General features: G+C 46.3%; 14 protein-coding genes. All 14 read left to right on the top strand.

Annotated features, from left to right (window positions below):
* Positions 1–40 precede the first annotated feature (40 nt).
* The 14 genes from ftsH (at position 41) to lysS (ending at position 13237) form a co-directional block, all read left to right on the top strand.
* The gene (ftsH, locus tag ICW23_RS18290; RefSeq protein WP_007615201.1) at positions 41–1960 is read left to right on the top strand and encodes an ATP-dependent zinc metalloprotease FtsH; all 1920 of its coding nucleotides are present in this window, start codon (positions 41–43) and stop codon (positions 1958–1960) included.
* 148 nt (positions 1961–2108) lie between these two features.
* Complete coding sequence (locus ICW23_RS18285) at positions 2109–2885, top strand: type III pantothenate kinase (protein ID WP_016936538.1); 777 nt, start codon at positions 2109–2111, stop codon at positions 2883–2885.
* A 10-nt stretch (positions 2886–2895) separates the two neighbouring features.
* Positions 2896–3771 carry an Hsp33 family molecular chaperone HslO gene (gene hslO, locus ICW23_RS18280; protein ID WP_188154901.1) on the top strand — a complete coding sequence of 292 codons (876 nt, stop codon included), beginning with the start codon at positions 2896–2898 and terminating at the stop codon, positions 3769–3771.
* Positions 3772–3816: 45 nt separating this feature from the next.
* The gene (locus ICW23_RS18275) at positions 3817–4707 is read left to right on the top strand and encodes a peptidyl-prolyl cis-trans isomerase (protein WP_188154900.1); all 891 of its coding nucleotides are present in this window, start codon (positions 3817–3819) and stop codon (positions 4705–4707) included.
* 75 nt (positions 4708–4782) lie between these two features.
* Complete coding sequence (cysK, locus tag ICW23_RS18270; protein ID WP_004264603.1) at positions 4783–5709, top strand: cysteine synthase A; 927 nt, start codon at positions 4783–4785, stop codon at positions 5707–5709.
* 167 nt (positions 5710–5876) lie between these two features.
* Positions 5877–7289, top strand: coding sequence for an aminodeoxychorismate synthase, component I (gene pabB, locus ICW23_RS18265; protein WP_188154899.1), 1413 nt, complete (start codon positions 5877–5879; stop codon positions 7287–7289).
* Between the two features lie 15 nt (positions 7290–7304).
* Complete coding sequence (gene pabA / locus ICW23_RS18260) at positions 7305–7892, top strand: aminodeoxychorismate/anthranilate synthase component II (protein ID WP_016936542.1); 588 nt, start codon at positions 7305–7307, stop codon at positions 7890–7892.
* Positions 7889–8773 (top strand): aminodeoxychorismate lyase, encoded by an 885-nt coding sequence (gene pabC / locus ICW23_RS18255; protein ID WP_016936543.1) that lies wholly within the window; start codon positions 7889–7891, stop codon positions 8771–8773. The genes pabA and pabC overlap by 4 nt, the downstream gene beginning before the upstream one ends.
* Positions 8754–9611, top strand: coding sequence for a dihydropteroate synthase (folP, locus tag ICW23_RS18250; RefSeq protein WP_016936544.1), 858 nt, complete (start codon positions 8754–8756; stop codon positions 9609–9611). Before pabC ends, folP begins: the two co-directional genes overlap by 20 nt.
* Positions 9604–9966 carry a dihydroneopterin aldolase gene (folB, locus tag ICW23_RS18245; protein ID WP_045926517.1) on the top strand — a complete coding sequence of 121 codons (363 nt, stop codon included), beginning with the start codon at positions 9604–9606 and terminating at the stop codon, positions 9964–9966. Before folP ends, folB begins: the two co-directional genes overlap by 8 nt.
* Positions 9963–10466 carry a 2-amino-4-hydroxy-6-hydroxymethyldihydropteridine diphosphokinase gene (gene folK, locus ICW23_RS18240; protein ID WP_188154898.1) on the top strand — a complete coding sequence of 168 codons (504 nt, stop codon included), beginning with the start codon at positions 9963–9965 and terminating at the stop codon, positions 10464–10466. Before folB ends, folK begins: the two co-directional genes overlap by 4 nt.
* A complete protein-coding gene (locus ICW23_RS18235; protein ID WP_016936547.1) occupies positions 10418–10645 on the top strand; it encodes a helix-turn-helix domain-containing protein in 228 nt (75 codons plus the stop codon). The genes folK and ICW23_RS18235 overlap by 49 nt, the downstream gene beginning before the upstream one ends.
* Entirely contained in the window at positions 10645–11646 is a 1002-nt protein-coding gene (dusB, locus tag ICW23_RS18230) for a tRNA dihydrouridine synthase DusB (protein ID WP_016936548.1), read from the top strand. Before ICW23_RS18235 ends, dusB begins: the two co-directional genes overlap by 1 nt.
* A gap of 91 nt (positions 11647–11737) precedes the next feature.
* Entirely contained in the window at positions 11738–13237 is a 1500-nt protein-coding gene (gene lysS, locus ICW23_RS18225) for a lysine--tRNA ligase (protein ID WP_188154897.1), read from the top strand.
* The last annotated feature ends 230 nt before the right edge of the window (positions 13238–13467 follow it).

Here is a 13467-nt window from a genome sequence, read left to right as displayed (position 1 = left end):
TATTGAACATAGTTGTGCTTACTGTGGGAGGAGGTAAGGAATGAATCGGGTCTTCCGTAATACCATTTTTTATTTACTTATTTTATTAGTAGTAATCGGGGTTGTGAGTTACTTCCAGACTTCAAACCCGAAGACAGAAAATATGTCGTACAGTACGTTTATCAAGAACCTCGATGAAGGGAAAGTTGATAGCGTATCGGTTCAGCCTGTCAGAGGTGTTTATGAGGTAAAAGGACAGCTGAAAAAATACGACAAAGACCAGTACTTTTTAACACATGTTCCTGAAGGAAAAGGAGCAGACCAGATATTTGACGCAATTAAAAAGACGGACGTAAAAGTTGATCCCGCACAGGAAACAAGCGGGTGGGTGACGTTCTTAACGACGATCATTCCGTTTGTCATCATCTTTATTCTGTTTTTCTTCCTGCTCAATCAGGCTCAGGGCGGCGGAAGCCGTGTCATGAACTTCGGAAAGAGCAAAGCGAAGCTGTATACGGAAGAAAAGAAACGCGTGAAGTTTAAAGATGTAGCCGGCGCGGATGAGGAGAAGCAGGAGCTTGTTGAGGTTGTTGAGTTTCTGAAAGATCCCCGCAAATTCGCCGAGCTTGGCGCCAGAATTCCTAAAGGCGTGCTGCTGGTCGGACCTCCGGGAACCGGTAAAACATTGCTTGCGAGAGCCTCAGCCGGTGAAGCTGGCGTTCCTTTCTTCAGCATCAGCGGATCTGACTTCGTTGAAATGTTTGTCGGTGTCGGTGCTTCCCGTGTGCGTGATTTATTCGAAAATGCGAAAAAGAATGCGCCTTGCCTGATCTTCATTGATGAGATCGACGCGGTAGGACGTCAGCGCGGCGCCGGTCTTGGCGGCGGGCATGATGAACGCGAACAGACGCTGAACCAGCTGCTTGTTGAGATGGACGGTTTCAGTGCGAATGAAGGAATCATTATTATCGCTGCGACAAACCGTGCGGACATTCTTGACCCTGCATTGCTCCGTCCGGGACGTTTTGACCGTCAGATTACGGTAGACCGTCCGGATGTCATCGGCCGTGAAGCCGTATTGCAGGTCCATGCGAGAAACAAACCGCTTGATGAGACGGTGAACTTAAAAGCAATCGCTTCAAGAACACCTGGTTTCTCAGGCGCAGATTTAGAAAACCTTCTTAACGAAGCGGCACTTGTTGCTGCCCGTCAAAACAAGAAGAAAATTGATATGCGCGACATTGATGAAGCAACGGACCGTGTCATTGCAGGTCCTGCGAAGAAGAGCCGCGTCATCTCGAAAAAAGAACGCAATATCGTGGCATACCACGAGGGCGGTCACACCGTTATCGGACTTGTGCTGGATGAAGCCGATATGGTTCATAAAGTAACGATTGTTCCGAGGGGGCAGGCAGGCGGATACGCGGTCATGCTTCCGAGAGAAGACCGCTACTTCCAGACAAAACCTGAGCTTCTCGACAAAATTGTCGGTCTTCTGGGCGGACGCGTTGCCGAAGAGATTATTTTCGGCGAAGTCAGCACCGGGGCTCACAATGACTTCCAGCGGGCAACGAGCATTGCCAGAAGAATGGTGACGGAGTTCGGTATGTCAGAAAAACTCGGACCGCTCCAGTTCGGTCAATCTCAAGGCGGTCAAGTATTCCTGGGCCGGGATTTCAACAACGAGCAAAACTACAGTGATCAGATCGCTTACGAAATCGATCAGGAAATTCAGCGCATCATTAAAGAATGTTATGAGCGTGCGAAAACCATCCTGACTGAAAATCGCGATAAGCTTGAATTGATTGCTCAGACATTGCTAGATGTGGAAACATTAGATGCGGAACAAATCAAGCATCTCGTGGATCATGGAAAACTCCCAGAGCGCAATTTCTCAGATGACCATCTTCAAAAAGACGATGTGAAAGTAAACATTCTGTCTAAAACAGAAGACGAAAAGAAAGACGAACCGAAAGAATAGTTCGCTTTCCGATATGAAAACCGCCGGCATATACCGGCGGTTTTTTTGCTGGTTCCGTTTTGTTTACAAAAGAGCCGCAGATCGTGTATGGTATTGTAGAATGTTGAAAAAGTTATGATTAGAAACTATTCAAAAGTGGTGATAGAGGTTGTTACTGGTTATAGATGTGGGGAACACCAACACCGTGATTGGTGTATATCATGATGGTGAATTAGAATATCATTGGCGTGTAGAAACGAGCAGACACAAAACAGAAGACGAATTCGGCATGCTGCTCCGCTCCTTATTTGAACATTCCGGACTCATGTTTGAACAGATCGAAGGAATTATCATCTCATCCGTGGTGCCGCCGATTATGTTCTCTTTAGAAAGAATGTGCACAAAATACTTTCACATCGAGCCGCAGGTTGTCGGCCCGGGGATGAAAACAGGTTTAAATATAAAATATGACAATCCGAAAGAAGTGGGAGCAGACAGGATTGTCAATGCCGTTGCGGCGATTCATCAGTATGGCGGCCCCTTAATTGTCGTCGACTTCGGAACGGCGACGACGTATTGCTACATTGATGAAAACAAACAATATATGGGCGGCGCGATAGCTCCCGGCATTACGATTTCAACGGAAGCGCTGTACTCACGCGCGGCCAAGCTTCCGAGAATTGAAATCGCCCGACCGGACAATATCATCGGCAAAAACACGGTGAGCGCCATGCAGTCCGGCATCCTTTTCGGCTATGTCGGACAAGTAGAAGGCATTGTAAAGCGGATGAAATGGCAGGCCAAACAAGAACCGAAAGTCATTGCGACAGGCGGTCTTGCATCATTAATCGCAAATGAATCAGACTGTATTGATGTTGTTGACCCGTTTCTTACTTTAAAAGGGCTGGAAATCATTTATGAGCGAAATCGCGTGGGTCACGTATAGGAGGTAAACAATGGATTATTTAATTAAAGCAATTGCATATGACGGTAAAGTTCGGGCTTATGCAGCAAGAACGACTGATATGGTAAATGAAGCGCAAAGAAGGCATGACACATGGCCGACGGCATCAGCCGCAATCGGCCGGACGATGACAGCGTCTCTGATGCTCGGAGCGATGATGAAGGGTGAAGATAAGCTGACCGTCAAAATAGAAGGCGGCGGGCCGATCGGTGCCATCATCGCAGATGCGAATGCAAAGGGCGAAGTCAGAGCATACGTATCAAATCCGCACGTTCACTTTGACCTCAATGAGCAGGGAAAACTGGATGTGAGACGGGCGGTAGGAACGGATGGAACACTTAGTGTCGTAAAAGATTTAGGCTTGCGTGATTATTTTACGGGACAAGTAGAAATTGTCTCAGGTGAACTCGGTGACGACTTCACATACTACCTTGTTTCTTCTGAACAAGTCCCTTCATCTGTCGGTGTAGGAGTGCTTGTGAATCCTGATAACACGATTCTCGCTGCCGGCGGGTTCATTATTCAGCTTCTTCCGGGGACTGATGAAGAAACCATTTCAACAATTGAAAAGCAATTATCTCAAATCGAACCGATTTCAAAATTGATTCAAAAAGGCCTGACACCGGAAGAAATTTTAGAAGAAGTACTGGGCCAGAAACCGGATGTACTTGAGAATATGCCGGTCAAATTTCACTGTTCTTGTTCTAAAGATCGTTTCGAAGCAGCCATTTTAGGACTAGGCAAAAAAGAAATACAAGATATGATAGAAGAAGACGGAAAAGCCGAAGCGGTTTGCCATTTTTGTAATGAGAAATATTTATTTACAAAAGAAGAACTGGAAGAGCTTCGTGACGAAACAACCCGCTAGCTCTTTAGCGGGTTGTTCTATTTTAAAAAAGGGATGGGGTAGATTTTGAAACCGAGAACACTTTTGACGATTATTGTAGCGGCGCTGTTAGTATGCAGCGCGGCAATCGCGTATCATTTAACAAAATCCCAAGCTGCAGGGTCATCTGAAGAATTCATCGCGACAATCGGTGATAAACATATCACGCGGCAGGACTGGATGAAAAAGATGGAAGACCAATACGGAAAATCAACCTTGGAAGACATGATTAATACACAAGTAGTGGAAGAGCTTGCGAAAAAGAATAAACTCACAGTTTCAAACAGCGAATTGGAACGTGAATTTCTTTTAATCAAAGCGGTGAATAATTCATTTTATGAAGACGATCATATTACGGAAAACGAATGGAAAGACCAGATCCGCTACAACATTCTTCTTGAGGAACTGCTGACGAAGGACATCGATATATCGGATAAGGAAATGCAATCATTTTATAATAAAAATAAAGAACTGTATCAATTCGATGATTCTTACAGAATCCGGCACATCGTCGTCAAAAGCAAAGAAGAAGCGGACAGGGTGCTTGCTGATTTGAAAGGCGGTTCCAGCTTTGAAGCCGTCGCCGCAGAGCGTTCCACTGACAGATACACGTCTCAGTATGGCGGAGACCTCGGCTTTGTCACGGAAAACCAGGAGAATATCCCGCAGGCATATATCACAGAAGCCAAAAATCTCAAAGAAAATGAATGGTCCGCTGAACCGATTAAAGTTTCTTCAGGATACGCCGTCATTCAGCTGAAAGAAAAGCTTAAGGCGAGAACTTTCTCATATAATGAAGTGAAGAGCCAAATCAGACGTCAGATCGCGATGGATCAATTAGGTGATAAGGCGACAGTCAAAACGCTGTGGAAAGAGGCGGGAGTCTCTTGGTTCTACGGGGAAAAAAGAACTAAATGATTGACAAAAAATTTTGAAATTGATAACTTATATTTATAATACCAATAAATTTAGTCGGAAATTGAGGTGTCCAACATGGTGCGTATTGCAAATTCTATTACTGAACTAATCGGAAATACTCCTATTGTGAAATTGAATCGCCTGACGGATGAAAACAGCGCAGATGTATATCTGAAGCTTGAATACATGAATCCGGGCAGCAGCGTAAAAGACCGTATCGGAGCAGCGATGATTGAAGCGGCTGAAAAAGAAGGCAAATTAAAAGCCGGCGACACAATCATTGAACCGACAAGCGGAAATACAGGAATCGGTCTTGCGATGGTGGCAGCGGCAAAAGGTCTCAGAGCCATTCTCGTTATGCCTGATACGATGAGCATGGAGCGACGCAATCTGCTGCGCGCATACGGAGCAGAGCTTGTGCTGACTCCCGGCGCAGAAGGAATGAAGGGCGCCATTAAAAAGGCGGAGGAGCTTGCAGAGGAACACGGCTATTTTGTGCCTCAGCAATTCAACAATGCGGCAAACCCGGAAATTCACCGCCAAACGACTGGGAAAGAAATTGTCGAACAGTTTGGAGACGACCAGCTTGATGCGTTCGTGGCCGGTATCGGGACGGGCGGAACCATCACGGGAGCGGGTGAAGTGCTGAAAGAAGCATATCCATCCATCAAAATCTATGCGGTAGAGCCGGCGGATTCTCCAGTTCTTTCTGGCGGAAAACCGGGTCCGCATAAAATTCAGGGTATCGGAGCGGGTTTTGTCCCTGAAACATTGAATACGGACATCTATGATCAGATCATTCCCGTGAAAAATGAGGATGCATTTGAATATGCCCGTAAAACGGCAAAAGAAGAAGGGATTCTCGGCGGTATTTCTTCCGGAGCGGCCATTTACGCGGCGCTGGAAATCGCGAAAAAACTGGGTAAAGGCAAGAAAGTGCTTGCGATCATCCCTAGTAATGGAGAACGTTACTTAAGCACCCCGCTTTATCAGTTTGAATAGAGACATACACACGGCTCCCGGCTGTATCCGGGAGTTTTTTTGTGCCTGAAGCATCGAAAATCCAAAAAACGTTTCGAATTTTATGGTTGGAAGAGAAATTCACTTTTTTCACCAGTATGATTGCTTTAAAATAAAACTACAGAAAAACGAAGCAGAGGATTGATACGATGGCACAACGCAGACCGGCAGGAAGAAAGATACCTTTTACGAAGCAAGCATTTTTACAGCAATATGAAAACCTTTCGAAATCGAGAAAACGGCATGTTCTGCTCGAAAGCGCGAGAGGAGGAAGATTCAGTATAGCCGGTCTAGATCCGATTGCGTCCGTCAGAGGGAAAGACGGAATCACAACGATCAAGCATGAAGGGGAAACGCTGTTTAAAGAAGGTGACCCGCTGCGGGCTTTTCATGATTGGTTTGAGACGCTTGGGACGCAAACCAATTATGAGTTCCCGGATTTTCAAGGCGGCGCGATTGGATTTATCAGTTACGACTATGCCCGATACATTGAGAATTTTAAAATGCTGTCTTTAGATGATTTGGAAACACCTGATATATACTTTCTCGTTTTTGATGATGTGGCCGTTTTCGACCATGAGGCTGAGGCGTTATGGCTCATTACCCATACCGAAGCGGAAGAAGCGGAGCTTGCGGAAGCAAAGCTGTCCGGATTAGAGGATATGTGGCGCTCCCGTCAAACGCGGGACGAGCCTTTTTCTCCGCTGAGCCGGGAAGGAGACGGATCGTATGCCGCTCCGTTCACTGAAGAAGGATTTTCACAGGCCGTAGAACAAATTAAGCAATATATCGCGAGCGGCGATGTGTTTCAGGTTAATCTGTCCATCAGGCAATCCCAATCCTTATCCGTTCACCCGTATGAGGTGTATAAACATTTGAGAAACGTCAACCCGTCTCCTTACATGGCTTATCTTGAGACACCGGGTTTTCAAGTGATATGCGGGTCGCCGGAGCTATTGGTGACGAAAAAGGGGAAGAAGCTTGAAACAAGACCGATCGCGGGTACGCGTTCAAGAGGAAAAGACGATGCAGAAGACAAGGCGCTGGCTGATGAATTAATTCACAACGAGAAAGAACGTGCGGAACACGTCATGCTTGTTGATCTGGAGCGCAATGATCTCGGTCGCGTATCGCGCTACGGCTCCGTGCGGGTTAACGAGTTTATGGCGATCGAAAAATATTCGCACGTCATGCATATCGTGTCAAATGTACAGGGGGAGCTGCAGGACGGATATGACGCGACAGACATTATTCATGCGGTTTTCCCGGGTGGCACCATCACCGGAGCACCCAAAGTGAGAACGATGGAAATTATAGAAGAGCTTGAGCCGACAAGACGGGGGCTTTATACTGGATCTATAGGCTGGTTCGGATTCAACGGAGATTTGCAATTTAACATTGTGATCCGGACGATCTATGCAGCCGGCGGACATGCTTTTATGCAGTCCGGAGCAGGAGTGGTCATTGACTCGGTTCCGAAGCACGAATACAAGGAATCGTTCAAAAAAGCTTTTGCCATGAAAAAGGCGTTAGAGCTGAGCGAAGAAGAGACAAAAAATTAGATGAGGTGAGCAGAGATGATTTTAATGATTGACAATTATGATTCATTTACGTACAACTTGGTTCAATATTTGGGTGAGCTGGGGGAGGAACTGATCGTCAGACGGAATGACGGGATTACGATTGAAGAGATAGAAGAGCTGGCGCCGGATTTCTTGATGATTTCACCTGGGCCGTGCAGTCCGGATGAAGCGGGGATCAGCCTTGAGGCCATCAAACATTTTGCCGGCAGCATTCCTATTTTCGGCGTATGTCTCGGACATCAGTCGATCGCACAAGTGTTCGGAGGAGATGTCGTCAGAGCGGAGCGGCTCATGCACGGCAAAACGTCAGACATTATGCATGACGGACAGACGATTTTTAAAGGCCTGCAAAATCCGTTGGTCGCCACCCGGTACCACTCGCTTATTGTTAAAGCGGACACATTGCCGGACTGCTTTACGGTATCCGCTCAAACCAAAGAAGGAGAAATTATGGCAATCCGCCATAATGAGCTGCCTGTTGAAGGTGTTCAGTTCCATCCGGAATCCATCATGACCTCCTTCGGCAAAGAGATGCTCAGAAACTTTATTGAGACACACCGTAAGAAGGAAGTGACGGTGTGATTATATATTTGAATGGTCAATATATAGAGGAGAAAGAAGCGGCGCTTTCTCCTTTTGACCATGGTTATCTGTACGGGATCGGCGCGTTTGAGACGTTCAGGCTTTATAACGGCCGGCCGTTTTTGTCGGATGCGCATGTCGCCAGGCTCAACAGGGCGCTTCGGGATTTGCAGATTGCGTACGAGGTGAATAAACAGGAGCTGCTTGATATGCTTGCAAGCCTGTTGCTCCTCAATGACATCAAAGACGGCAGCGCGCGTGTCCGGCTTAACGTCTCGGCAGGCGTCAGTGATAAAGGATTTACCGCCCAGACTTATGAAAAGCCGACCGTCCTTTGTTTCGTCAGCCGGCTTAATCCGGAAGCTTTGCCTCTTGAAAAAGAAGGCAAACTTCTCTCTGTCCGGAGAAATACGCCTGAAGGATCTTTTCGGTTAAAGTCCCATCACTATTTAAACAATATGTATGCTAAACAAGAAATCGGCAATGATCCGAATCTTGAAGGGATTTTCCTGACCCGAGAAGGAGATGTCGCGGAAGGCATTGTCTCCAATGTGTTTTGGCGAAAAGGAGACAAGGTCTTTACGCCATCCTTGGATACAGGCATTCTCGACGGGGTAACGAGACAGTTTGTCATTGATGAATTGAAACGGCAGGGGACAGAGGTTGCCGAAGGCCGATTCCGTTTTCAATCAATGCTTGAAGCGGATGAAGCGTGGATGACAAACTCCGTGCTTGAAATTATCCCGTTTTTTAAAATAGAGGAAGTGCCGCTGCCCGGAGTGAGCGGAAAAACGGTGCAATTGCTCCGTAAGCAGTATCAGCAGGAAATAAACAAAATGAATGTAAAGGAGGAGGAACAAAATGGCGCAGCAAACGATTGAACAGCCTAAACTGATTCATACAAAAAAAGGCGCTTTATCCTATAAGGAGAAGACACTCGTTATGGGAATTTTAAATGTAACGCCAGACTCCTTCTCTGACGGCGGAAAATACGACAGTACGGAAAGAGCGCTTCTGCATGCGGCGAAGATGGCTGAAGAAGGGGCGCATATCATAGATATCGGCGGCGAATCGACAAGGCCCGGCGCATCACTCGTGTCGGCTGATGAAGAACTGTCACGTGTAATCCCCGCTATAGAACGGATCACAAGCGAACTGGACGTTCCGATTTCAATTGATACGTACAAAGCGTCCGTGGCAGACGAAGCGGTGAAAGCGGGCGCCTCTATCATCAATGATATCTGGGGGGCGAAAGGTGACCCTGACATGGCGCCGGTAGCAGCCAAACACGGAGTTCCGATTATCTTAATGCATAATCGAAAAGAAAGAAATTATAACGATCTTATTCCTGATATGCTTGCAGACTTAATGGAAAGCGTAAAAATTGCCGCGGACGCCGGCGTTTCAGATGAAAATATGATTCTGGATCCGGGGATCGGCTTTGCGAAAAACTATGAGGACAATCTGGCTGTCATGAACAAGCTGGAAGTGTTCAGCGGGTTAGGTTATCCGCTGCTCCTGGCGACATCAAGAAAAAGATTCATCGGCCATGTGCTTGACCTCCCTCCTGAGGAACGTGCCGAGGGGACAGGGGCGACAGTATGCCTTGGCGTTCAGAAAGGCTGCGACATTGTGAGGGTGCATGATGTCAAAGAGATCGCAAGAATGACTAAGATGATGGATGCTATGTTGAACAAAGGAGGCGCGCATTATGGATAAAGTATATGTAGAAGGTATGGAGTTTTACGGATATCACGGTGTGTTCGAAGAAGAAAACAAACTCGGCCAGCGTTTCAAAGTAGACCTGACTGCCGAACTGGACTTGAGCAAAGCGGGACAAACGGATGACCTTTCTTACACGATTAACTATGCGGAGCTGTACAGTGTCTGCCGCGGCATCGTTGAGGGCGAACCCGTCAATTTGGTCGAGACGCTTGCGGAGCGGATCGCAGACACCGTTCTTAAGAAATTTGAGCCGGTGCGGCAATGTACGGTAAAGGTTGTTAAGCCTGATCCGCCGATTCCCGGCCATTATAAATCAGTAGCCATAGAAATGACGAGAACGAAATCATGAACAACACGGCATATATCGGTCTCGGCTCCAACATGGGCGACCGTGAACGTTACTTGCGGCGGGCAGTGGCCATGCTCAGCCGGCATGATGGCGTGACGGTGTCGAAAGTGTCCTCCATATATGAAACAGATCCCGTGGGTTATGAAGATCAAGATCAGTTTCTCAATATGGCCGTTGAAGTGAAGACGTCATTGACTCCTTTCGAACTTCTTGACGTGACGCAAAGCATTGAAGCTGAATTAGGCAGAACGAGAGAAATCCGCTGGGGGCCGCGAACGGCAGACCTTGACATTTTGCTGTATAATCGTGAAAATATTGAAACAGAGCGGCTGGTTGTTCCGCATCCGAGAATGTACGAGCGCTTATTTGTCCTTGTGCCGTTAAAAGAAATTTGTCCGCATGCGGATCATATCACGATAAGCGATGAAACAAACCAAGAAGGTGTAAGCGTATGGAAGCAGAAATCTGGGGTAGACGAATTCGTGCATTCAGAAAGCTGAAGGGGTATACTCAAGAAGGGTTTGCAAAAGCGATAGGTATTTCAGTTTCCATTCTCGGCGAGATTGAACGCGGAAACCGTTTGCCGTCAGCTTCGATCATTCGTGACGCTGCTGATGCTTTAAATATAAGCGCGGAGGAATTGGCTCCGCCTGAAAATGCAGGAAAGGAGGACGAATAGTGTTTAAAATCGGTGATATTGAATTAAAAAACAGAGTGGTTCTTGCTCCGATGGCCGGAGTCTGCAACGCCGCATTCCGTCTTACCGTTAAAGAATTCGGAGCGGGACTCGTATGTGCGGAAATGGTCAGTGACAAAGCCATTCTGTACAACAACGCGAAAACAATGGGAATGCTCTACATCGAGGAGAGAGAAAAACCTCTCAGCCTGCAGATTTTCGGAGGGAAGAAAGAAACCCTTGTAGAAGCGGCTAAGTTTGTCGATCAAAATACGACGGCTGATATTATTGATATTAACATGGGATGCCCTGTGCCGAAGATTACAAAATGCGACGCGGGAGCAAAATGGCTTCTCGATCCGAATAAAATTTATGAAATGGTATCCGCAGTAGTAGATGCTGTTGATAAGCCCGTCACAGTGAAGATGAGAATGGGCTGGGATGAAGATCACATTTATGCCGTGAAAAACGCCCAGGCTGTTGAACGCGCCGGCGGAAAAGCTGTTGCGATGCACGGACGCACAAGAGTGCAAATGTATGAAGGCACTGCGAACTGGGATATCATTAAAGAAGTAAAGCAATCCGTCTCTATTCCTGTCATCGGAAACGGCGATGTCAAAACGCCTCAGGACGCGAAACGCATGCTCGAGGAAACCGGTGTTGACGGAGTCATGATCGGCCGTGCCGCACTCGGCAATCCGTGGATGATTTACCGTACAGTTCAGTACCTTGAAACCGGTGAGTTAAAAGACGAACCGAAAGTCCGTGAAAAAATGTCAGTATGCAAACTGCACCTTGACCGCCTGATTAACTTAAAAGGTGAAAAGGTAGCGGTAAGAGAAATGAGAAAGCACGCTGCATGGTATTTGAAAGGCGTAAAAGGCAATGCGAATGTTCGCAATGAAATCAATCAATGTGAGACAAGAGAAGAGTTTGTACAGCTTTTAGATGCATTTACGGTTGAAGTTGAGACGAAAGAGCTTCAAAACGCAAAAGTAGGATAATACTCACCTCTATTTGCTGCTCACTGCTAGTTTTGTGCTGGCAGTTTTTCTGCTTTTTTCATGAAACAATATCTGTAATGGAGTGATAACAATGAGTCAAGAAGAGCAAAATCATGAGGAATTGAACGACCAGCTGCAAGTCAGACGCGATAAAATGAACCAGCTGAGAGAAAACGGCATTGATCCTTTCGGCGAACGCTTCGAGAGAACACATCAATCTCAGCAGATCATTGACGCCTACCAAGAGCTTTCTAAAGAAGAACTGGAAGAAAAAGCGATTGAAGTTACCATTGCAGGCCGTATGATGACAAAGCGCGGAAAAGGAAAAGCCGGCTTTGCCCATCTGCAGGACTTAGAGGGTCAAATTCAAATTTACGTAAGAAAAGACAGTGTCGGCGAAGAACAATATGAAATCTTTAAATCCTCAGACCTCGGAGACGTTATCGGCATCACCGGGAAAGTTTTCAAAACAAACGTAGGTGAGCTGTCTGTCAAAGCGACATCTTTTGAATTGCTGACAAAAGCACTGCGTCCTCTTCCTGATAAATATCATGGATTAAAAGATGTTGAACAGCGTTACCGTCAGCGCTATCTTGACCTGATCGTAAACCCTGACAGCAAACAAACGTTTATCACACGCAGCAAAATCATCCAAGCGATGAGAAGATACTTAGATGACCATGGATACTTAGAAGTCGAAACACCTACAATGCACAGCATACCGGGAGGGGCATCTGCGCGCCCGTTCATCACGCATCATAATGCGCTGGATATGCCTCTTTATATGCGTATTGCGATTGAGCTTCATCTGAAACGCCTGATTGTCGGCGGGCTGGAAAAAGTCTACGAAATCGGACGCGTGTTCCGTAATGAAGGTGTTTCTACACGCCACAACCCTGAATTCACGATGATCGAACTGTATGAAGCGTACGCTGATTATAAGGACATTATGAGCCTGACGGAAAACCTCGTTGCACATATTGCGCAGGAAGTGCTGGGAAGCACCACAATCCAGTACGGTGAAGAGCAGATTGATCTGAAACCTGAATGGAAACGACTCCATATGGTAGATGCGGTCAAAGAAGCTACAGGCGTAGATTTCTGGAATGAGATGACTGTTGAAGAAGCGCGCGGCCATGCAAAAGAACATGGTATCGAGATCGCAAACTCAATGACCGTGGGCCATATCATCAATGAATTCTTCGAACAAAAAATTGAAGAAACACTCATTCAGCCTACATTTATTTACGGCCACCCTGTAGAGATTTCGCCTCTTGCTAAGAAAAATCCTGAGGATCCGCGCTTTACAGACCGTTTTGAGTTGTTTATCGTCGGCCGTGAGCACGCTAACGCATTTACGGAGCTGAATGACCCTATCGACCAAAGAGAACGTTTTGAAGCGCAATTAAAAGAAAGAGAAGAAGGAAACGATGAAGCGCATATGATGGATGAAGACTTCGTTGAAGCTCTTGAGTACGGCATGCCGCCGACCGGAGGATTAGGTATCGGCATCGACCGCCTTGTCATGCTGTTAACAAATGCTCCGTCTATCAGAGACGTTTTATTATTCCCTCAAATGAGACATCGCTAATAAAAGGGAAGGCGCCGTTTCTGCATATCGCAGCACGGCGCTTTTTTAGAAACAAGCCGTTCATAAAGCTTTTTTGATTTTCTTTTAAAAAACTATTGCACTATTATTTGTGAGGTGGTATATTATTATTCGTTGCCGCTAAACAAGGCGCTGACGAAAAAAAGAAATTTAAAAAGTTATTGACTTCAAGAGATTGATAAGATATAATAATAAAGTCGCTTGAATGAAAG

The sequence above is a fragment of the Bacillus sp. 1021 genome (assembly GCF_014534735.1).
Classification (GTDB): Bacteria; Bacillota; Bacilli; order Bacillales; family Bacillaceae; genus Bacillus; species Bacillus siamensis.
The sequence above is the reverse complement of the archived record's forward strand: the minus strand, read 5'-3'. Positions and strand labels throughout refer to the sequence as shown.

What these genes read in the sequence shown, in the direction of transcription:
- ftsH (WP_007615201.1), top strand. Translation starts at nt 41, where the DNA reads ATGAATCGGGTCTTCCGTAATACCATTTTTTATTTACTTATTTTATTA.
- hslO (WP_188154901.1), top strand. Translation starts at nt 2,896, where the DNA reads ATGGATTATTTAATTAAAGCAATTGCATATGACGGTAAAGTTCGGGCT.
- cysK (WP_004264603.1), top strand. Translation starts at nt 4,783, where the DNA reads ATGGTGCGTATTGCAAATTCTATTACTGAACTAATCGGAAATACTCCT.
- pabB (WP_188154899.1), top strand. Translation starts at nt 5,877, where the DNA reads ATGGCACAACGCAGACCGGCAGGAAGAAAGATACCTTTTACGAAGCAA.
- pabA (WP_016936542.1), top strand. Translation starts at nt 7,305, where the DNA reads ATGATTTTAATGATTGACAATTATGATTCATTTACGTACAACTTGGTT.
- folP (WP_016936544.1), top strand. Translation starts at nt 8,754, where the DNA reads ATGGCGCAGCAAACGATTGAACAGCCTAAACTGATTCATACAAAAAAA.
- folB (WP_045926517.1), top strand. Translation starts at nt 9,604, where the DNA reads ATGGATAAAGTATATGTAGAAGGTATGGAGTTTTACGGATATCACGGT.
- folK (WP_188154898.1), top strand. Translation starts at nt 9,963, where the DNA reads ATGAACAACACGGCATATATCGGTCTCGGCTCCAACATGGGCGACCGT.
- ICW23_RS18235 (WP_016936547.1), top strand. Translation starts at nt 10,418, where the DNA reads ATGGAAGCAGAAATCTGGGGTAGACGAATTCGTGCATTCAGAAAGCTG.
- lysS (WP_188154897.1), top strand. Translation starts at nt 11,738, where the DNA reads ATGAGTCAAGAAGAGCAAAATCATGAGGAATTGAACGACCAGCTGCAA.